Annotated in this window: 16 protein-coding genes; 12 read left to right on the top strand and 4 right to left on the bottom strand. The window is 61.8% G+C overall.

Annotated elements, in window-relative coordinates; genetic code table 11:
- Positions 1–25 precede the first annotated feature (25 nt).
- Positions 26–2416, bottom strand: a complete 2391-nt coding sequence (locus HJB84_RS00185; protein ID WP_221114931.1) for an EAL domain-containing protein — start codon at positions 2414–2416, stop codon at positions 26–28.
- Positions 2417–2517: 101 nt separating this feature from the next.
- Here HJB84_RS00185 and HJB84_RS00180 point away from each other — a divergent pair, with 101 nt between their 5' ends.
- The gene (locus HJB84_RS00180; RefSeq protein WP_221114930.1) at positions 2518–3324 is read left to right on the top strand and encodes a transporter substrate-binding domain-containing protein; all 807 of its coding nucleotides are present in this window, start codon (positions 2518–2520) and stop codon (positions 3322–3324) included.
- 80 nt (positions 3325–3404) lie between these two features.
- Here the strand turns inward: HJB84_RS00180 and fdhA are convergent, their stop codons facing one another.
- Positions 3405–4595, bottom strand: coding sequence for a formaldehyde dehydrogenase, glutathione-independent (gene fdhA / locus HJB84_RS00175; protein ID WP_207584967.1), 1191 nt, complete (start codon positions 4593–4595; stop codon positions 3405–3407).
- A 764-nt stretch (positions 4596–5359) separates the two neighbouring features.
- On the opposite strand from fdhA, the gene HJB84_RS00170 reads away from it, so the two are divergent.
- On the top strand, positions 5360–5794 hold the full coding sequence (locus HJB84_RS00170; protein ID WP_207584968.1) for a hypothetical protein: 435 nt from the start codon (positions 5360–5362) through the stop codon (positions 5792–5794).
- 24 nt (positions 5795–5818) lie between these two features.
- Here HJB84_RS00170 and HJB84_RS00165 read toward each other — a convergent pair whose 3' ends face one another.
- Positions 5819–6721 (bottom strand): DMT family transporter, encoded by a 903-nt coding sequence (locus HJB84_RS00165; RefSeq protein ID WP_207584969.1) that lies wholly within the window; start codon positions 6719–6721, stop codon positions 5819–5821.
- Positions 6722–6832: 111 nt separating this feature from the next.
- On the opposite strand from HJB84_RS00165, the gene HJB84_RS00160 reads away from it, so the two are divergent.
- Positions 6833–7708 (top strand): LysR substrate-binding domain-containing protein, encoded by an 876-nt coding sequence (locus HJB84_RS00160; protein ID WP_221114929.1) that lies wholly within the window; start codon positions 6833–6835, stop codon positions 7706–7708.
- On the opposite strand, the gene HJB84_RS00155 is transcribed toward HJB84_RS00160, so the two are convergent.
- On the bottom strand, positions 7683–8675 hold the full coding sequence (locus tag HJB84_RS00155; protein ID WP_221114928.1) for a GlxA family transcriptional regulator: 993 nt from the start codon (positions 8673–8675) through the stop codon (positions 7683–7685). The genes HJB84_RS00160 and HJB84_RS00155 overlap by 26 nt on opposite strands.
- 105 nt (positions 8676–8780) lie before the next feature.
- Here HJB84_RS00155 and HJB84_RS00150 point away from each other — a divergent pair, with 105 nt between their 5' ends.
- The 9 genes from HJB84_RS00150 (at position 8781) to HJB84_RS00110 (ending at position 20452) form a co-directional block, all read left to right on the top strand.
- On the top strand, positions 8781–9683 hold the full coding sequence (locus HJB84_RS00150) for a 3-keto-5-aminohexanoate cleavage protein (protein WP_221114927.1): 903 nt from the start codon (positions 8781–8783) through the stop codon (positions 9681–9683).
- Positions 9684–9690: 7 nt separating this feature from the next.
- Positions 9691–11181, top strand: coding sequence for a carnitine 3-dehydrogenase (locus tag HJB84_RS00145; RefSeq protein ID WP_221114926.1), 1491 nt, complete (start codon positions 9691–9693; stop codon positions 11179–11181).
- 9 nt (positions 11182–11190) lie between these two features.
- On the top strand, positions 11191–12351 hold the full coding sequence (locus HJB84_RS00140; RefSeq protein ID WP_221114925.1) for an acyl-CoA dehydrogenase family protein: 1161 nt from the start codon (positions 11191–11193) through the stop codon (positions 12349–12351).
- 4 nt (positions 12352–12355) lie between these two features.
- Positions 12356–14410 carry an acetate--CoA ligase family protein gene (locus tag HJB84_RS00135; RefSeq protein ID WP_221114924.1) on the top strand — a complete coding sequence of 685 codons (2055 nt, stop codon included), beginning with the start codon at positions 12356–12358 and terminating at the stop codon, positions 14408–14410.
- 6 nt (positions 14411–14416) lie between these two features.
- Positions 14417–15199: a carnitinyl-CoA dehydratase gene (locus tag HJB84_RS00130; protein WP_221114923.1), complete on the top strand. Its 783-nt coding sequence runs from the start codon at positions 14417–14419 to the stop codon at positions 15197–15199.
- Positions 15200–15317: 118 nt separating this feature from the next.
- Positions 15318–16907: an ABC transporter substrate-binding protein gene (locus HJB84_RS00125; RefSeq protein ID WP_221114922.1), complete on the top strand. Its 1590-nt coding sequence runs from the start codon at positions 15318–15320 to the stop codon at positions 16905–16907.
- Between the two features lie 89 nt (positions 16908–16996).
- Entirely contained in the window at positions 16997–18004 is a 1008-nt protein-coding gene (locus HJB84_RS00120; protein WP_207584978.1) for an ABC transporter permease, read from the top strand.
- Complete coding sequence (locus HJB84_RS00115; RefSeq protein WP_207584979.1) at positions 18001–18828, top strand: ABC transporter permease; 828 nt, start codon at positions 18001–18003, stop codon at positions 18826–18828. Before HJB84_RS00120 ends, HJB84_RS00115 begins: the two co-directional genes overlap by 4 nt.
- Positions 18821–20452 carry an ABC transporter ATP-binding protein gene (locus HJB84_RS00110; RefSeq protein WP_221114921.1) on the top strand — a complete coding sequence of 544 codons (1632 nt, stop codon included), beginning with the start codon at positions 18821–18823 and terminating at the stop codon, positions 20450–20452. The genes HJB84_RS00115 and HJB84_RS00110 overlap by 8 nt, the downstream gene beginning before the upstream one ends.
- Positions 20453–20460: the final 8 nt, after the last annotated feature.

Raw genomic sequence — 20460 nt, 5'->3', positions numbered from 1 at the left:
TAACCAGCGGAAGAGCAAAAGCCTTTCAGGCAACGGCGCCCGGAGCGATCGTCAGTAATCGAGTGGTGCTTTCAGGTTCCCGGAAACAATCGAGTTCACGAAGAGGAACTGGTTTGGAGAAGAAGTAGCCTTGGAGGTCGGTGCAGCCGAGGGCGGCCAGAAAGTCGCGTTGATATTCGGTTTCAACCCCTTCCGCCGTCGTCGAGATCCCGAGGTTGCGGCTGAGCGCGACGATAGCGCCAATGATAGCTGCCCCGTTGGCTTTTGTGCCGAGCAGCGAGACGAAGGAACGATCGATCTTGATGCGGTCGATATCGAAGCGCATCAGGTGGCTGAGGCATGAAAATCCGGTCCCGAAATCGTCGAGCGAAATCTGAATACCCCGACTGCGCAGCGACTTCAGCACCGAATAGACGTCCGAGTTATCCTCGATGAGCGAGGATTCGGTGAGCTCGAGTTCGAGCCGGGATGGCGGCAGCCCGCTCTCCTGAAGCACGGCGAAGACTTCCTCGGCAAAATTCGGTCTTCTTAACTGGGCGGGAGATACATTGACGGCAACGAACGTATCTTCAGGCCATTTGCAGGCGGCTCGGCAGGCTTCGCGCAATACCCAGAAACCGAGAGCGTCGATGAGACCACCCTCCTCGGCGACAGGGATGAAGCTGGCAGGCGTCAACAGTCCACGCTGACTGTGACGCCAGCGCACCAGAGCTTCCGCGCCCGACGCCGAGTATCCGCCCTCGGCACGATGCACGGTTTGGTAATAGACCTCGAGCGATCCGAAATCCGGCCTGTTTGCAGCCGGATCTGAGCGTGGACCGTCGCCGGATGAGGCCATGCTTTTAGCCAGAACTTCGCGCAATTCGTTTTTGAGAATGTCGCGCGCATTCCTGCCGCCGTCCATGGACGACGAATAGACGCGCCATTGACCTCTCCCGCCCATCTTGGCCTCGTAAAGCGCGACGTCGGCGTAGCGCATGATGTCGTCGGCATTCCGGCCGGCATCCGGAACAACGGTTACGCCGATCGAGCCGCCGACGCGGGCGACCGCCTCGCCTCGCAAAAGCGGGAAGGGCTTGCCAAGTTCGGCAACGATCGCTTCGCAGATTGCCGGCAAAACTTGATCATGGTCTTTGATGTCCCGGAGAAGCAGGGCAAATTCGTCCCCTCCGAGCCGGGCAAGCGTGTCGCCTGGACGCAGTATGGAGCGGATCCGCTCCGCAGCCATCCTGATGAGTTCATCGCCGGCCGCATGGCCGAACGTGTCGTTCACGGCTTTGAAGCGGTCGAGGTCGAGAAGCGCAACTGCCGAGCGCTCGGCCGAATTTTTTGTCTCGGCCAGGCACTCGTCGAACCGGATGGCGAACAAGGCGCGATTGGGAAGGTCGGTCAGCACATCATGCAGGGCAAGCTGCCGTGCATGCAGCTCGCTTTTCTTCAATTCGCCGAGACTGCTTCGCAGGCGCACCAGCAGGACCGAGAACAGGATGGCGATCACCAGGGCGGCAATCGAAAGCGCCGGCATCAAGCGGCCGATCACTCTTGAACCCGGAAGATCGGGCCGCCAGACGATGAAGCCGATCGGTTCGCCGTTTGCCGTGGCGTCGATCTGAAACGCAACCTCGTTTTCGTCCGCATCGGCGGTGCGCGCGAAGCGCGCGCCGTTGAGACCTTGTTGCCGGCTCAATTCGTCCAGCGCCGCACCATCGATAAACCGAACGACGATCAGGAATTGCCGCGTCGGCTGCTGCTGTCCCTGGTCGGCCTCGTTGATGGCGACGACGCCGACGATCGTCGGCCGGCCTTCCAGCCGCATCAGATTGGCCAAGGCACGGTTGGAGCGGGTTGCGTTCGCAAGGCGGCTTTCCATCGAGGACGGCGTTCGTTCGGAAACCGTCCCTTGTCTCACCCCAAGGCGGGCATCCTGAAGGAGAGGCAAAAAGAGAGGCTTCATCCAGCGATAGCGCTTTTCCGTCTGGGCGTCCGCCAGCATGAGCAGTTGAGCCTTCTCGTCGACGACGAAAGCCTGGTCGTAGCCGAAGGCGGACATTGCGGTCTGGCTGATCGCACTTCCGGCCGCCGCCGTCAGTACTGCCTCGAGGCTTGAGGAGCCTCCGGTCGATCGGGCGGCAGGATAAACACGTGTGAGGTAGCCATTGCCGAACTGACCGATAACATGCGCGACCTGATCGACCTGTTCGCGCAGGCGCGCATTTACAAGCTGGCGTTGGCGATCAAGGGCGGCAGCGTCACTCTCGGTTCCTGCCCACAGCGCCGAAAGCACGACAAGTCCAATCGCTCCAAGGCCGCTGACGGCGATCAGAAAGAGAATTCTTCCCGAGGCGATCCAGGATTGCTGAAACGTATTGGAGCTGGAAGGAACAACGATTTGCAAGCCTAGACCCCTGGACACCACGACACGGGCGTATTCGCCGACGCTAACAAAGAAGCGTTCACGTAGAATTAAAAGCTACGGCGCATTATGGGCGAGATCGAATACGCCCCAAGGAGCTCCCGATGCTGCGCATATCCCTTCAGACTATGTTGCGCGGAGCACTGATTGCGGGGGGCTTGGGTATGTTATTGATCGCGGCCGCGCCAATCCAGGCGACCGCGCAAGATCGTACGCCGATGAGGATTGCCGTCGAAGGGGCATTTCCGCCCTTTAATTACGTCGATGCAAACAACAAGCTTCAAGGCTTCGACATCGATGTTGCCAACGCCCTTTGCGAAGTCGGCAAGTTCGAATGCCAGTTCATCATCGAGAAGTGGGACGACATAATTCCCGATCTCGTTGCCGATAAATACGACGCGATCATCTCATCCATGTCGATGAGCCTCGAGCGGCGTCAAAAGGTTGCTTTCACTGAAAAATACTACAACAGCCCGTCCGTGTTCATCGCTCGGAAAGATTCGCCGATCAGCGATGTCAGCCCCGCCGCCCTCAGCGGCAAGATTCTCGGGGTGACGTCGTCGACAGCGCAGGAATCCTACGCCAACCATCTCTATCCGGAGATGAAAAAGAAGGTCTTTCGGTCTTCGCCTGAATTGTACAAGGGGCTGTCGGACGGCAATGTCGATATCATTCTGGAAGACAAACTCGCCATCTACGACTGGATCGCCAATACGAAGGCTGGAACCTGCTGCGAGTTCAAAGGACCGGATCTGGTCGACGTCACATACTTCGGTGAAGGTGCCGGCATCGCGTTGCGCCTGGATGACAAGGAGCGTCTTACGCGCTTGAACGAAGCGTTGAAGAGCATCAAGGCGGACGGGACCTATGACATGATCAACGCAAAATATTTCCCGTTCAGCATCCAGTAGTTTCGCAGTAAATGCTTGATAAATGAAGGATGGCCGGTTAGCGGCCGACCATCCCATCAGGGCTATCTTCGATCGTGCCGCTATGCGGCTTTCGCGACGTCTCCATGCGGATCGAGGACATATTTCATCGCGGCTCCATGGTCAAAGCTCTCATATCCAGCGGCGGCATCGTCGAGCGGGATGACCTTGGCATTGACGATATCGGCAATGGGCAGCCGGTCGTGGAGGATCGCCTGCATGAGCTGACGATTGTATTTGAGCACCGGCGTCTGGCCGGTGTGGAAAGATTGCGCCTTGGCCCAGCCGAGACCGAAGCGGAGCGCAAGATTGCCGTGTTTGGCGGCATTGTCGACGGCGCCCGGATCCTCGGTGACGTAGAGGCCGGGAATACCGATCGAGCCTGCGGCTCGGGTAATCTCCATCATCTGGTTGAGCACGATCGCAGGCTGTTCGCCGCCCGAATGGCCGCGTGCCTCGAAGCCGACCGCATCGATGGCGCTATCCACCTCGTTGCTGCCGACGACCTGGGCGATCATGTCGCCAAGACGGTCGCTCTTGGAGAGATCGATCGGTTCGAAACCGACCCTCGCCGCATGCGCCAGACGATCCTTGTTGAAGTCACCGATCATGACGACCGCGGCGCCGAGGATGCGTGCCGAAGCCGCAGCCGCAAGGCCGACAGGGCCGGCGCCAGCGACGTAGACGGTCGAGCCGACCCCGACACCGGCGCGCACTGCGCCATGGAAACCGGTGGGCAGAATATCGGAGAGCATGGTGAGATCGCGGATCTTCGCCATCGCCTTGTCCCGATCGGGGATTTTCAGCAGGTTGAAATCCGCATAGGGGATGGTGACGTAGCGCGCCTGTCCGCCGATCCAGCCGCCCATGTCGACATAACCATAAGCGCCACCGGCGCGGGACGGGTTTACGGTGAGGCAGACACCGGTATCCTGGGACTTGCAGCAGCGGCAACGGCCGCAGGCGACATTGAAGGGTACCGAGACGATATCGCCGATGTCGAGCATCTCGACGTCGATGCCTTTCTCGATGATCTCGCCGGTGATCTCGTGGCCGAGGACCAGACCCGGCATTGCCGTGGTACGGCCACGGACCATGTGCTGGTCGGAGCCGCAAATGTTGGTCGATATTACCTTCAGAATGACGCCGTGTTCGATGCGGCGGCCATCGGGCGCTTCCAGTTTCGGATCGTCGAGATCGCGAACCTCGACCTTGCCCGGCCTCAAATAAACGACGCCTCTATTCTTGCTCATGGATTCCTCCCACTTGTTGATGCCTCGAGCTGCAACCGATGCAGTCGATGGCAACCTTTCCTTCGGCCTGCCTCCTCTGCAGCCCGGTATTCACAACGCGCCGGATATCGCCGCATCGGGCGATATTCGAATTTCACGAATGGACAGATTGGATGGAGGGAGAGAGTAAACACGATAGGTCTTGCCTGTCGTTCCGCTCGTCATCGCCGATCTGCTGCGTAAGCGCCAGTTTCGGGCTCCAGAACCTCCTTTCGATCCATCTCGATATCCTTCCGGAACTCTCTCCGGCGATCTCCTTGCGGATTCAGTTCTTATAACAGCTGCCGAGCGGCCGGACCGGCCTTTCAATGGTTCATGTCGCCAGCTTGCAAGGCGGCGCCTTGAATACCACAAGAAAACCACGCCCGGCGGAAAACAGCGCCCAAAAAAACGACATGGGTGCAATTCAAAGACGACGTCGGCGAAGCCGCGGCGGCATGCCGCTCCAGCGGATAAGTTGGCCCCTCGAATAGGGCGGTTTTCCGGATCGCTTCAGAAATTTGATCGTAGGCCTCTGATCAAATAGTTTGAGCATGATGTCGCCCACTGTCGAGCCTCAGTTTGTGCTCTGGAGCCTGATTTGGCTAATTGGCTGTCGCGCTGTGATCACATCTCCTCGGCCCGCAGCAGATGACGTTTTCAATCGTGATTGGACATCGGCTTCGACCTGAGCCACGCTATTGTTGGGAGCGGACCATCTATTTTTGCGAAGATAGGAGGCCGGAATGGAACAGTATGCACTGGAGCAACTGAAAGCAGTTGCAAAGGTCAGCACGACCTGTAAGCGCCTTGAACTAACGCGGCGCGAACGCATTGAACGCTGGGCTGAATGTCTCGAACGCAGCCCCAGACCGTATCTTAGAACGCTTCACGAAACCGAATATCAGCCGATCGCAGATCGGTTTGCCTTGCGGGATGACGACACCCCGATCTCTGTTGCATTCGCTGATCCCATCCTGCGGGCGGCAGGAATGGAAAATGACAGCTATGGAGAGGCCAGACGGTTCTTCGAACTCAGCGACGAGCAGTTGCACGATGTTGTCTGCTTCTGCCATTTTGGTGAACGCGTCAGCGCGGCGACAGTCGCTCGTCGCGTGCGAAAGATGGCAGATCGCAGTCCAGGCGGTTTTTTCGCTCAGCTCCGTGCGTTCTTTGGCTAGCGGCCTGTTGCGGCCACCTGACATCTAGTCACGTGACCACCGGCCCAGGTTGAAGTCGATCGCCGTGTGCCAGAACACGGCGCCGAGGATGATCGCCCCGCCGAAATAGGTGGCGACGGGCGGCTGCTCCGAAAACAGCAGCCAGACCCAGAAGGGCGTCAGCACGATTTCCATCGTGCCGATCAGCGCTGCCTCGGCCGGCGGCATCCGCTTCGCGCCGGCAAGGAATAGCACCAGCGCGAGGGAGAAGTTAGTCGCGCCGAAGGCGGCAAGGACGATCCAGTTGTGCAGGTCGAGTGAGCCGACCGAACCGAACGGCGCGAAGATGACGAGGGTCAGAAAAGCGCTGACGACAGTCGGCGGCAGGCTCGGCACGCCGGGATTGATACGCGGAATGATGATAACAAGCGCAAACGACGCGGTCATGCCGAGCGCCAGCAGGTCGCCCCAGCCGGTGCCCCCGCCGATCGACGAGGCGACGATGACCGCAACGCCGAAGAGCGAGACGCCGCCGGCAATCAGCGTCCGCCTGGCGACCCTCTCCTTGAGGATGAGCCAGCCGAACAAGGCTGCGATGAACGGCGTCGTAGCATAGATCATCGTCACATTGGCGACGGTGGTCATATAGAGCGCCCCGATGAAGCAGCCCTGACTGAAGGTCTGGCACGCGATCATCGCAAGTCCCGAGGGATGGAAAACGGAACGCCATTGCCGCCGCGAGATGCCCCCTTCGAGGAAAAGGCAGGGGATCAGCAGAAACAGGCCGCCGAACAACGACCGCCAGGCGATCGCCGTCCATACGTCGGTGGTCAGGAGCCGCGCGTAAACGCCGCTCGCACTCCAGGCGAGCGTCGCGGCAACGATGAGAAGCACACCCTTCTCGTGCTCGCTGCCTGCGAGGCGTGTGGTCGGATTTTCAATGGTCACGCAGATGGTCTCAAAGAAGGAAGTCGAACGCGATCCTGTTCTGCGCCGAGAATTGACATTCGACAAACGAATAGTAGAGATGGCAATCATCGATTTTTTCTATGGCTAGCAATGCACCAGCCGATCGAAAGCGACCTGTTGAGAACCTTCCTGGTCGTCGCCGAGACGTCGAACTTCTCCGTTGCTGCCCAGCGCATCGGGCGGACGCAATCGGCCGTCAGCACCCAGGTCAAGAGGCTCGAGGAGGCGATCGGCGAAAGTCTTTTCCAACGCGGCGCCCGCGGCGTGCTGCTCACTCGCCAGGGCATGCAACTGGTGCCTTATGCCCGCAGGGTGATCGATCTCCTGAACGAGGCCGCCGCGACGATCCGCAGCAAGCCTCTCGACGGGCCGGTGCGCATCGGAATTCCCGAGGAATACAGCCAGACGGTGCTGCCGGCCGCCCTTGCGGCTTTTGCCGTGCGCCATCCTGCGGTCGAGGTCACGGTGTCCTGCGACTACACGGTCCGCAACCTTGCCGCCCTGGAACGGGACGAACTCGATCTCGCCGTCGTTTTCGACTGGAGCGACCAGAACAAAGGCGAAGTCCTCTGCGTCGATCCGACAGTCTGGGTCACATCGATGGTTCACCGGCTGCACGACATCGATCCGCTGCCCGTTGCGACCTATCGCAACTCCACGTGGTCACGCGATTTTGCGCTCCGGTCGCTGGAGCAGATCGGCCGCAACTACCGGATCGCCTTCATCGCCGATACCGGCTCGGGGCTGAAGAATGCCGTGACCGCGGGCCTTGCCGTCACGACGCTTTCCCGCAGCAGCATCCCGCTCGGCTGCCGGGAGCTGACCGCCGAAGACGGTTTTCCGCCGGTCGATTCCTCGAAGGTCGTGCTTCGCCGGAGCACTTTCCGTTCCAGCGAAGCCGTACGGGAGCTTGCCGAAATGGTGCGCGAAGCCTTCCAGCCTATGGCGGCGCCGGCGATGGTGTGATGCGGCGGCGCAGTCGGCGCCTCGTCTCGGAGGGGCTCTCGGAGAAACTCGCCCGGTAGCTTCTCGCAAAGGCCGAAGCCGAATTGAAGCCGGTCGCTGCGGCGATGTCGGCGAAGGAGGCTGTCGTCTCGATCACCTTGCGGCGCGCTGCGTTCAGGCGTAGCGCCAAATAATGCACATGCGGCGGTGCGCCGATGCTCTGCTGGAAAAGATCCTGCAGATGCCGGGCGCTGATGCCCACCCTGCGGGCAAGCCGCGCGAGCACCAATGGCTGCTCGATATGCTCCTCCATCAGCCGCACCGCCTGCGTCACGCGGGAATCCTGCATGCGCAGTCCCGCCGAGGCCGCGGCAAGCGGCTCGTCCGCATGGAAAGACGGATGCTCGTAGCGGAACAGCCGGCTGACTTCGAGCGCCAGCGAATAGCCTTGCCGTTGCCTGATCACCTCCAGCATCAGATCGACGGTCGGAAGCGATCCCGATGTCGTCAGCCGCTTGCCGTCGATGACGAAACGATCCTTGACGGCCCGCACCTCAGGATAGGCCAGCGCAAAATCCTCATAGTCTTCCCAGTGAACGGTTGCCGACAGGCCGTCGAGCAGGCTTGCCTCGGCCAGCAGCCAGGTACCGGACTCGATGCCGGCGATTGTCGTACGGTAGCGGGCGGCCTGCGACAGCTGCATCTTCAGCGCCGGCGTCGCGCTGCGGCGCCAATTATAACTCGCAAGCACGAACAGCGGCGCCTCGTCCCGCGTCGCCTGGAATATCCCCTGGGCCGGGATGGCGATATCGCTGGTGGTCGGGACCGGCGCTCCATCCGGCGTCAGCAGCCGCCAGCGATAGAGTTCACTGCCGGCGATGCGGTTGGCGCCGCGCAGCGGCTCGATGACAGACGCGATCAGGATCAGGTTCGCATCCGGCAGGACGAGAAGGTCGATATCAAGCCGTTCCGTCGATCGCTGCAGCAAGGCCACCTCCCTGTTGTTCCGATAATGTATCGTTGAGTTCCGAGAATGCAAAGCATCTCCGCCGATCCTGCCGCGTAATGGTTGGTAAGACGGGGAGAAAAAAACATGCCTCTTGCGATGAACCGCGATGTTTTCATCACCTGCGCCGTCACCGGCGCCGGCGATACGATTTCCAGATCCAGCCATGTTCCCATTACTCCCAAGCAGATCGCCGCCTCCGCGATCGACGCCGCCAAGGCTGGGGCGGCTGTTGTTCACTGCCATGTCCGCGATCCTGAAACGGGGGCCGCCAGCCGCCGCAACGATCTCTATAGGGAAGTCACCGACCGCATCCGCTCGGCGGATATCGACGTCGTCCTCAATCTCACCGCCGGCATGGGCGGGGATATGATTTTCGGGGATGTCGAAAGCCCCCTTCCCCTCAATCCGAAGGGCACGGATATGGCAGGGGCCACCGAGCGCGTCAGCCATGTCGCCGAATGCCTGCCGGAGATCTGCACGCTCGACTGCGGCACCATGAATTTCAACCTTGGCGACTATGTCATGACCAACACGCCGGCCATGCTGCGGGCGATGGCGAAGAAGATGACGGATCTCGGCGTGCGGCCGGAGATCGAAGCTTTCGACACCGGCCATCTCTGGTTCGCCAAACAGCTTGCCGAGGAAGGCCTCATCGAAGACCCGGTGCTGATCCAGATCTGCATGGGCATTCCGTGGGGCGCGCCCGACGATCTCAATACCTTCATGGCGATGGTCAACAACGTGCCCGATAGCTGGACCTTCTCGGCCTTCTCGATTGGCCGCAACGCCATGGCCTACCCGGCGGCAGCGGTTCTTGCCGGCGGCAATGTGCGCGTCGGCCTGGAAGACAACCTCTTCGTCGGCAAGGGCCAGCTCGCCACCAATGCGCAGCTCGTCGAAAAGGCCGTGCAGGTGGTCGAAGCCATGGGGGCGCGGGTCATCGGCCCGGAAGACGTGCGCAAGAAACTCAAACTGACGAAGCGCTGAGGACGGCATGACAAGGATCAGCAAGGCGGCTTGTATCGGCGGCGGCGTCATCGGCGGCGGGTGGATCGCCCGTTTCCTGCTGGCCGGCATCGACGTTGATGTGTTCGACCCGCATCCGGAAGCGGGCCGCATCGTCGGCGAGGTGATCGCCAATGCCGAAAGAGCCTATGCCATGCTAACCGGCGCACCGCTGCCGCCGCGCGGCAGGCTTAGCTTCACCAAGACGCTAGAGGAAGCCGTCACAGATGCGGACTGGATCCAGGAAAGCGTGCCGGAAAGGCTCGATCTCAAGCGCCGCGTGCTGACCGAGATCGATGCCGTAGCGCGTCCGGATGCGCTGATCGGCTCTTCCACGTCAGGGCTGCTGCCAACCGATCTGCAGCGCGACATGAAGCATCCCGAACGCCTGTTCGTCGCTCACCCTTATAATCCCGTCTATCTGCTGCCGCTCGTCGAAATCGTCGGCGGAGAGAAGACCTCGGCGGCGACCATCCATGCGGCGATGGAAAAACTGGTCCCGATCGGCATGAAGGGCGTTCATATCGCCAAGGAGATCGAGGCCTTCGTCGGCGACCGGCTGCTCGAAGCACTCTGGCGCGAGGCCTTGTGGCTCATCCACGACGATATCTGCACCGTCGAGACGCTCGACGACGTCATCCGCTATTCCTTCGGCCTGCGCTGGGCGCAGATGGGCCTGTTCCAGACCTACCGCATCGCCGGCGGCGAGGCCGGGATGCGCCACTTCCTCGCCCAGTTCGGTCCCTGCCTTGCCTGGCCCTGGACCAAGCTCACCGATGTCGTCGATCTCGACGATGCACTGATCGAAAAGATCGGCCGGCAATCCGACGAACAGGCGGCCGGTCTCTCGATCCGCGAACTCGAACGCATCCGCGACGAAAACCTCGTCGGCATCCTGCAGGCGCTGAAAGGCGGCGATGGCGGCAAGGGCTGGGGCGCCGGCAAGCTGCTGAAGGATTTCGAGCAATCGCTCTGGGCAGAAGGCGGCGGTGCGACCGCGTCTTTCGACCCATCGAAACCGCTGCGGCTCATCGAGGCAAAAGTCAGCCCCGCCTGGGTCGACTATAACGGCCATATGACCGAGCACCGCTACCTCCAGGTTTTCGGCGACACCTCCGACGCATTGCTGCGCCTCATCGGCGTCGATCTCGCTTATGTCGAGGCGGGGCAGAGCTATTACACGGTGGAAACCCACATCCGTCATCTCGGCGAGGCGAAGCTCGGCCAGGCAATCCATGCGACCTGCCGGATTCTGTCCGTCGACGAAAAGCGGCTGCATCTCTTCCATACTCTCTACGACACGGCGACGGACGAAGCTCTGGCAACCGCCGAGCACATGCTGCTGCATGTCGACAGCAAGGCCGGCAAGGCTGTGCCAGCGCCGGCCGCCCTGCTCGACAAGGCGAAGGCGATCGCGAACGCCCATGCGGCGTTGGCGCTGCCTGAAGGCGTCGGCCGCCACATCGGCCAGAAGCGCTAGAGGATCAACATGGATTTCGGTCTCAGCCAAGAACAGGAAATGATCGTCGAGACGGTCCGCACCTTCGTTGAAACCGAAATCTATCCGCATGAGAACGAGGTCGAGCGGACCGGCATCGTCCCGCCGGAACTCGGCCGCGAGATCCAGCGCAAATGCGTCGATCTCGGCTTCTACGCCTGCAATTTCCCCGAGGAGGTCGGCGGCGCCGGCATCGACCATGTCACCTTCACGCTGGTCGAGCGCGAGCTCGGGCGCGGCTCGCTCGGGCTGACGGTTTTTTTCGGTCGGCCCTCGGGCATCCTGATGGCCTGCGAGGGCGAGCAGCGCGAGCGTTACCTGCTGCCTGCGGTGCGTGGCGAGAAGATCGACGCGCTTGCCATCACCGAGCCAGACGCCGGCTCTGATATGCGCGGCATGAAGTGTGCTGCCCGCCGCGACGGCGGCGATTTCGTCTTGAACGGCACGAAACATTTCATCTCCCATGCCGACGTCGCCGATTTCGTGATCGTCTTTGCCGCGACGGGCGAAGAGGAAACGCCGAAGGGCATCAAGAAGAAGATCACCGCTTTCCTGGTGGACCGCGGCACGCCGGGGTTTGAAATCCTGAAGGGCTACGATTCCGTTTCGCATCGCGGCTACCACAACTCGACGCTCAACTTCGCAGATTGCCGCATCCCCGAAGCCCAAGTGTTGGGCGAGGTGCATCGCGGCTTCGATATTGCCAATCAATGGCTTTACGGCACGCGGCTGACGGTTGCCGCCACCTGCGTCGGCCGGGCGCGGCGTGTCTTCGAGATGGCCCTGCCCTATGCCGCCGAGCGCAAACAGTTCGGCAGGCCGATCGGCGCCAATCAGGGCGTGTCGTTCAAGCTCGCCGATATGATCACCGAGATCGACGCGGCCGAATGGCTGACGCTTTCAGCCGCCTGGCGGCTCGATGACGGCCTGTCGGCCGACCGGCAGATCGCTTCGGCCAAGCTCTACGCCTCCGAAATGCTGGCGAGGGTGACGGATGAGGCGATCCAGATCTTCGGCGGCATGGGGCTGATGGACGATCTGCCGCTTGCCCGCTTCTGGCGCGATGCCCGCGTCGAGCGCATCTGGGACGGCACATCGGAAATCCAGCGGCATATCATCAGCCGCGACCTGCTTCGGCCTCTGGGAGCATGAGCCGATGACAGCGAGCCCTCTCGACCGCCTGCTTAGACCGCAAACGATCGCCGTCTTCGGCGGCCGTGAGGCGCGCAGGGTGATCGAGCAGTGCGACCGCATGGGCTTTTCAGGCAAGATCTGGCCCGTCCATCCCAAACTCGACGAGGTGCTTGGACGGGCCTGCTATCGCTCGGTCTCCGATCTGCCGTCGGCGCCGGACGCCGCCTTCGTCGGCGTCAACAGGACGCTGACCGTCGAGATCGTGCGCAGCCTTTCTGCGGCCGGTGCCGGCGGCGCGGTCTGTTATGCCTCCGGCTTCAGCGAGGCGACCGGCGAACTCGGCGACGGCGCCGAGCTGCAGCAAGCCCTGCTGGAAGCGGCTGGCGATATGCCGATCCTCGGGCCGAACTGCTACGGGCTGATCAACGGTCTCGACGGCGCGCTGCTGTGGCCCGATCAGCACGGCATGCAGCGGATCGAACGGGGTGTGGCGATCCTCACGCAATCCTCCAATATCGCCATCAACCTGACCATGCAGACCCGTGGGCTGCCGATCGCCTATGTGGTCACGGCCGGCAATCAGGCGCAGACATCGCTTGCCGATATCGCCTGCGCGCTGATCGACGATCCGCGCGTCACGGCGGTCGGCCTCCATGTCGAAGGTTTCGGCGATCTTGCTTCCCTGGAACACTTGGCTGCCGCTGCCCGCCGATCGAGGAAGCCGGTGGTCGTGCTGAAGGTCGGCAGGTCCGAGCAGGCAAAACGCGCGGCGGTGTCGCACACTGCCTCGCTTGCCGGCAGCGATGCCGTGGCAGACGCCGTACTCGCTCGTCTCGGCCTCGGCCGCGTCCAGAGCTTGCCGGCGCTGTTGGAAATCCTGAAGCTGCTGCATGTCGCCGGCCCGCTCGCAAGCCGTTCGATCTCGTCGATGAGCTGCTCGGGCGGCGAGGCTTCGCTGATGGCCGATGCCGCCGTCGGCCGCAATGTCGAATTCCCACCCCTGCAGCCGCAACAATTGCCGCGTCTGCGGCGGGTCCTCGGCGAGATGGTGACGCTTTCCAATCCGCTCGACTACCACACCTTCGTCTGGGGTGATCTCGCGCGCCAGACCGAAGCCTTCAGCGCCATGTTCGAAGGCGGTTATGCCCTCAATCTCGTGGTCCTCGACTTCCCGCGCGGTGACCGCTGCGATGCCTCCGAATGGGCGATGACGGCCGACGCGGTCATCACTGCCGCCTCCGCCACCGGCGCGCTGGCCGGTATTCTGGCGACACTTCCGGAAAATATGCCCGAGCCGATCGCCAATCGACTGATGGCAAATGGAATGATTGCCTTCTCAGGCATCGACGAAACCATCACCGCTGTGGAAGTCGCGGCCGGCATCGGCCAAGCTTGGGGAGCACCACCTGCCCTGCCGCTGCTCAACGTGTCGTGCTTGGGCGGCGAGATCGTGACGCTGACGGAAGCCGATGCGAAGACCGAACTTGCTGCCTGCGGCCTCCCTGTTCCCCGGGGGCTGCAGGCTTTTTCTCCCCGCGATGCCGGCGAACAGGCCGAACGGCTCGGTTTTCCCGTCGTCCTGAAGGCTCTCGGCATCGCTCACAAGACCGAGGCCGGGGCTGTCGCGCTCAACCTTAAGGATGTTGAAACGGTTTCGAACGCGGCGGCGGCCATGCCGCTAAATGCCGGTTATCTCGTCGAGAAGATGATCGATCCGCCGGTCGCCGAGCTCATTGTCGGCGCCGTCCGCGACCCTGTCTTCGGATTGTCGCTCACGCTCGGAGCGGGAGGAATCCTCGTTGAATTGCTTGAGGATTCGGTCATTCTTCCGCTTCCCGCGACGAAAACCGAGATTTACGCGGCGATTTCTCGTCTCAAACTTGCAAAATTGATCTATGGCTATCGCGGGCGGCCAAAAGGCGATCTCGACGCCGCGGTCGTCGCTATCGCAGCAGCGGCAGATTATGTCGTAACGAACGCGGCATGGCTGGAGGAACTGGACATTAATCCATTGATGGTTCTTCCCGAAGGGCAAGGCGTTGCAGCAGTCGATGCGCTGATACGGCGGAGGAGGTAGCATAGGTTGAGCGACCAAATTCGCGTACGACATGACGGCGGCATCCTCGAAGTCGTCATCGACCGGCCGAAGGCGAACGCCATCGACCTGGCGACCAGCCGTGCTCTGGGATTGATCTTCCGGGATTTCCGCGACGATTCTGAATTGCGTGTCGCCATCGTCTCGGGCGCGGGCGAGAAGTTCTTTTGCGCCGGCTGGGACCTCAAGGCGGGTGCATCAGGCGATGCGGTCGACGGCGATTATGGCGTCGGCGGCTTCGGCGGGCTGCAGGAGCTGCGCGATCTCAACAAGCCCGTCATCTGTGCGGTCAACGGCATCTGTTGCGGCGGCGGACTGGAGATCGCGCTCTCAGCCGACCTGATCATCGCCGCCGAACATGCGACCTTCGCGCTGCCGGAAATCCGCTCCGGTACGGTTGCCGATGCGGCCTCGATCAAGCTGCCGAAACGCATTCCCTACCATATCGCCATGGACATGCTTTTGACCGGACGCTGGCTCGACGTTCACGAGGCGCATCGCTGGGGTTTCGTCAACGAGGTCTTGCCGGCCGAGCGGCTGATGGAGAGAGCCTGGGAGCTTGCCCGCCTGCTCGCGAGCGGGCCGCCGCTCGTCTATGCGGCCATCAAGGAAATCGTGCGCGATGCGGAGGGTTCGACGTTCCAGACTGCCATGAACAAGGTCACCAAGCGGCAGTTTGCAACGGTCGACAGGCTCTATTCGAGCCAAGACCAATTGGAAGGCGCGCGGGCCTTCGCCGAGAAGCGAAACCCTATCTGGAAAGGACAATAACGAGGCGGCGGCAACCGCAATGTTTTCCCGCATGATGCGGGCACCGAAGGCGGAGAGGAAACCGCCTGCGGATCTGCCCGGAAGTTCTGTCAACGCACAATAAAGAAGGAACTGGGGAATGAACGACTATACCAAAGTTCTCGCAAGCCGCGTCACCGCAGGCGGGCTCAGCCGCCGCGAATTCATGGGACGCGCCATGGCGGCAGGCATCACACTTGCCGTCGCCGACAAGCTCTTCACCGAGAGTGCCGAAGCCGCCGAACCGAAACGCGGCGGCCACCTGAAGCTCGGCCTCGAAGGGGGGGCGGCCACCGATTCCAAGGATCCGGCGAAATTCCTGTCGCAGTTCATGTTCTGCGTCGGCCGCTGCTGGGGTGACATGCTGGTCGAATCCGACCCGCTGACCGGTGCCGCCGTACCGGCGCTCGCCGAATCCTGGGAGCCGTCGAAGGACGCGGTGACCTGGACCTTCAAGATCCGCAAGGGTGTCAAGTTCCACGATGGCAAGGAACTCACGATCGACGACGTCGTTGCGACGCTGAAGCGCCACACCGATAAAAAGTCGGAATCCGGCGCGCTCGGTGTTCTCGGGTCGATCAAGGAGGTCAAGGCTGACGGCGGCAATCTCGTGCTGACGCTGAGCGAAGGCGATGCCGACATGCCGTTGCTGCTGTCCGATTACCATCTGGTCATCCAGCCGAACGGCGGCGTCGACGATCCGCTCGCCTCGATCGGCACCGGTCCCTATAAGCTGACGAGCTTCGAGGCCGGCGTTCGCGCCACCTTCGAAAAGAACAAGGACGACTGGCGCAGCGACCGGGGTTATGTCGATTCGATCGAAGTGATCGGCATGAATGACGCGACCGCCCGCATCGCGGCCCTGTCGTCCGGCCAGGTGCACTATATCAACCGCGTCGACCCGAAGACGGTCAACCTCTTGAAACGCGCCCCCAACGTCGAGATCCTCTCGACCGCCGGCCGCGGCCATTACGTCTTCATCATGCACTGCGACAAGGCGCCGTTCGACAATAACGACCTGCGCTTGGCCCTCAAATACGCCATGGACCGCGAAACCATGGTGCAGAAGATCCTCGGCGGTTACGGCAAGGTCGGCAACGACTTTCCGATCAACAGCACCTATGCGCTATTCCCCGAGGGCATCGAGCAGCGCGTTTACGATCCCGACAAGGCCGCCTTCCACTACAAGAAATCGGGCCATAGCGGCTCGGTCCTCTTGCGCACCTCGGAAGTCGCTTTCCCCGGCGGCGTCGATGCGGCCGTCCTCTATCAGGAAAGTTGCAAGAAGGCCGGGATCGAGATCGAGGTGAAGCGCGAACCGGGCGACGGCTACTGGACCAACGTCTGGAACGTCCAGCCCTTCTCGACCTCCTACTGGGGTGGCCGGCCGACGCAGGACCAGATGTATTCCACCGCCTATCTCTCGACGGCGGATTGGAACGACACCAAGTTCAAGCGTCCCGACTTCGACAAACTGCTGCTACAGGCCCGCTCCGAACTGGATGAAGCCAAGCGCAAGGACATGTACCGCGCCATGGCGATGATGGTGCGCGACGAAGGCGGGGTGATTCTGCCGATGTTCAACGACTTCGTGAACGCCTCCACCAAGCAGGTGAAGGGTTATGTCCACGACATCGGCAACGACATGTCGAACGGTTATGTCGCAACCCGCGTCTGGCTGGACGCCTGAGGGGCGCAACGCCCTTTGATCTCCGACGAAGCCGGGACCGCGGGATGAAACCTGCGGTCCCTCCTGACGTTTTACGAGAGGCCTTCGCCATGACCAATCCAGTCCCGAGCAATATCTTGCCGGGCTTGAGGTTCCGGCAGCGTTTTCCGCTGCTCGCCCTCATCCTCGAGCGCTTCGTGCTCAGCATCGTGCTGCTTTTCGCCGTTTCCATCCTGATTTTCGGCGGGCTCGAAGCCCTGCCCGGCGATTTTGCCACCACCTATCTCGGCCAGTCGGCCACACCGCAGGCTGTCGCCAATATTCGTCAGGATCTCGGGCTGAACCGTCCGGTCACGACGCGCTACGTCGAATGGCTCGGCAACGCCGTTCAAGGGAACTTCGGCACATCCTGGGCCAGCAAAAATTCGGTGAGCGAGCAGATCGGCAAGCGCCTTGGCAATTCGCTCTTCCTGGCGGGTTTCGCCGCGGTGATATCAGTGCCGCTCGCCGTCGGCCTCGGCATGTTCTCGGTGCATTTCCGCAACCGGCTGCCGGACAAGATCATCAATGTGATCTCGCTTGCGGCGATCTCGCTGCCGGAATTCTTCATCGGCTATCTGCTCATCCTCTTCTTCGCGGTGAACCTCGGCATCGCCACCTTTCCGGCGACGGTCTATGACAGCATGGGCTTCGTCGAGCGGTTGAAGGCGATCGCCTTACCGACGGCCACCCTGGTGCTCGTCGTGCTCGCCCACATGATGCGGATGACGCGGGCCGCCATCCTCTCGGTGATGTCTTCCGCCTATATGGAGACCGCCGAGCTGAAAGGCCTCAGCGCCTTCCGCTCGATCGTCAAGCACGCGGCGCCCAATGCGCTGGCGCCGATCATCAACGTCGTCGCGCTGAACCTCGCCTATCTCGTCGTCGGCGTCGTCGTTGTCGAAGTGGTCTTCGTCTATCCCGGCATGGGGCAATATATGGTCGATGCGGTCACCGTGCGCGACATGCCGGTCGTGCAAGCCTGCGGCCTGATCTTCGCGGCGGTCTACATCTTCCTCAATATGACGGCCGATATCCTCGCGATCGTCGCCAATCCCCGGCTGAGGCATCCGCGATGAGATTGAGAGACATCCCCATCACCGCCTGGATCGGCATCACCGGCATCGCCATCGCCTTCATCTTTGCGCTCTTTGCACCTTGGCTCGCCCCCTATGGCGAGACGCAGGTCGTCGGCGACGTCTGGCAACTGCCGGATGATCACTATATCTTCGGCCTCGACAACCTCGGCCGCGACATCTTCTCGCGGCTGATCTACGGCGCGCGCACGACACTGCTGGTCTCATCCGCGGCCACCATCATCTCCTTCTCGCTCGGTATCATCCTGAGCTTCACCGCCGCGGTTTCGCGCGGCATCATCGACACGGTGTTCTCGCGCTTCAACGATCTGATGATGTCGATCCCGACGCTGATCTTTGCGCTGGTGGTTCTTGCGGTCCTGCCGCAGAACATCATCGTCCTGATCCTGGTGATGGCGATCCTCGATTCCACCCGCGTTTATCGCCTCGGCCGCGCCGTGGCGCTCGATGTCGCGGTGATGGAATTCGTCGAGGCGGCCAAGCTACGCGGCGAAGGCAGGCTCTGGATCATCTTCCGCGAAATCCTGCCGAACACGCTGTCGCCTCTGCTTGCCGAGTTCGGGCTGCGCTTCGCCTTCTCGATCCTGTTCCTCTCGACGCTTTCCTTCCTCGGCCTCGGCATTCAGCCGCCGGCGGCCGATTGGGGCGGCATGGTCAAGGACAACAAGGACGGCATCATCTTCGGCATCTCCGCCGCGCTGGTGCCGGGCACGGCGATCGCCGTGCTTGCCGTCTGCGTCAACCTCGTGGTCGACTGGCTCCTGAAACGTACATCCAGCCTCAAGGGAGGGCGCGGCGATGCCTGAGCTTCTTTCCGTTCGCAATCTGAAGATCGAAGCAACCAGCTATCCCCCCGGCGAACCGCCCAAGCGGGTGACGATCGTCGACGGCGTTTCCTTCGACCTGCAGAAGGGCAAGGTTCTGGGCCTGATCGGTGAATCGGGCGCCGGCAAGTCGACGATCGGCCTTGCGGCGCTGGCCTATGGCCGGGGTGGCGCCGAAATCACCGGCGGCGAGGTACGGCTCGACGGCGCCGATATCCTGCCACTCGGCAAGAACGGCATCCGAAAAATTCGTGGCGCCCGGGTCTGCTACGTCGCGCAATCGGCCGCCGCCGCCTTCAATCCGGCGCACCGGCTTGGCGATCAGGTGATCGAAGCGTCGCTCAAACATGGGTTGATGATCAGGGAGGAGGCGCGCAAACGGGCGCTTTATCTGTTCCGGGTCTTGGGCCTGCCCAATCCTGAAACCTTCGGTGAGCGCTTCGCCCATCAGGTCTCCGGCGGCCAATTGCAGCGGGCGATGACGGCGATGGCGCTCTGTTCCAACCCCGAACTCATCGTTTTCGACGAGCCGACCACAGCCCTTGACGTCACCACGCAGATCGACGTGCTGGCGGCAATCAAACATGCCATCGAGGAAACGCACACGGCCGCCCTCTACATCACCCACGACCTTGCCGTCGTTGCCCAGATATCCGACGACATCATGGTGCTGCGCCACGGCAGGCAGGTGGAATATGGCAGCGTCCAGCAGATCATCGAGGCGCCGCGGGAAGAGTATACGCGCGCGCTCGTCAATGTCAGGCAGGCCTATCGCGAGGAGGCCGCCGACCAGTCTGCCGCACTTCTCAAGGTGGAAAATGTCAGCGCCGAATATTCCAACGGCTTCAAGGTGCTGCATGATGTCTCGCTGCACGTGCCGAAGGGGCAGACGCTCGCCATCGTCGGCGAATCCGGTTCGGGCAAATCATCCTTGGCGCGCGTCATTACCGGCCTGTTGCCGCCAAGCGGCGGCCGCATCGTCTTTGGCGGCAAACCGCTGATGCCCCACCTCAAGAGCCGGCCGAACGACGACCTCAGGCGCATTCAGCTGATCTACCAGATGGCTGATACGGCGATGAACCCGCGGCAGACGGTCCGTGACATCATCGGCCGCCCGCTGACCTTCTATTATGGTCTGAGAGGTGCTGAGAAAACCGCCCGGGTGAAGGAATTGCTCGACCAGATCGAGATGAGCAACGGCTTCATCGATCGCTATCCGGCCGAACTGTCCGGTGGACAGAAGCAGCGCGTGGCGATCGCCAGAGCCCTTGCCGCCAAGCCCGAACTCATCCTCTGCGATGAGCCGACTTCGGCGCTCGACCCGCTGGTGGCGGAGGGTATCCTCAAGCTGCTGCTCCGCCTACAGGAAGAAGAGCAGCTGTCCTATGTCTTCATCACCCACGACATCGCGATCGTCCGGGCAATCGCCGACAGCGTGGCGGTGATGCATCGCGGCAGGCTGGTGCGCTTCGGCCCGAAATCGACAGCGCTTTCACCGCCCTTCGACGACTACACCGATCTGCTTTTGAAATCCGTGCCGGAAATGGAAATCGGCTGGCTGGAACGTGTGCTTGCGACGCGACGCATGGAGAGCGCCGGCCATTGAATGGGCCG

This window comes from Rhizobium sp. NZLR1b, from assembly GCF_019685155.1.
Classification (GTDB): domain Bacteria; phylum Pseudomonadota; class Alphaproteobacteria; order Rhizobiales; family Rhizobiaceae; genus Rhizobium.
The sequence above is the reverse complement of the archived record's forward strand: the minus strand, read 5'-3'. Positions and strand labels throughout refer to the sequence as shown.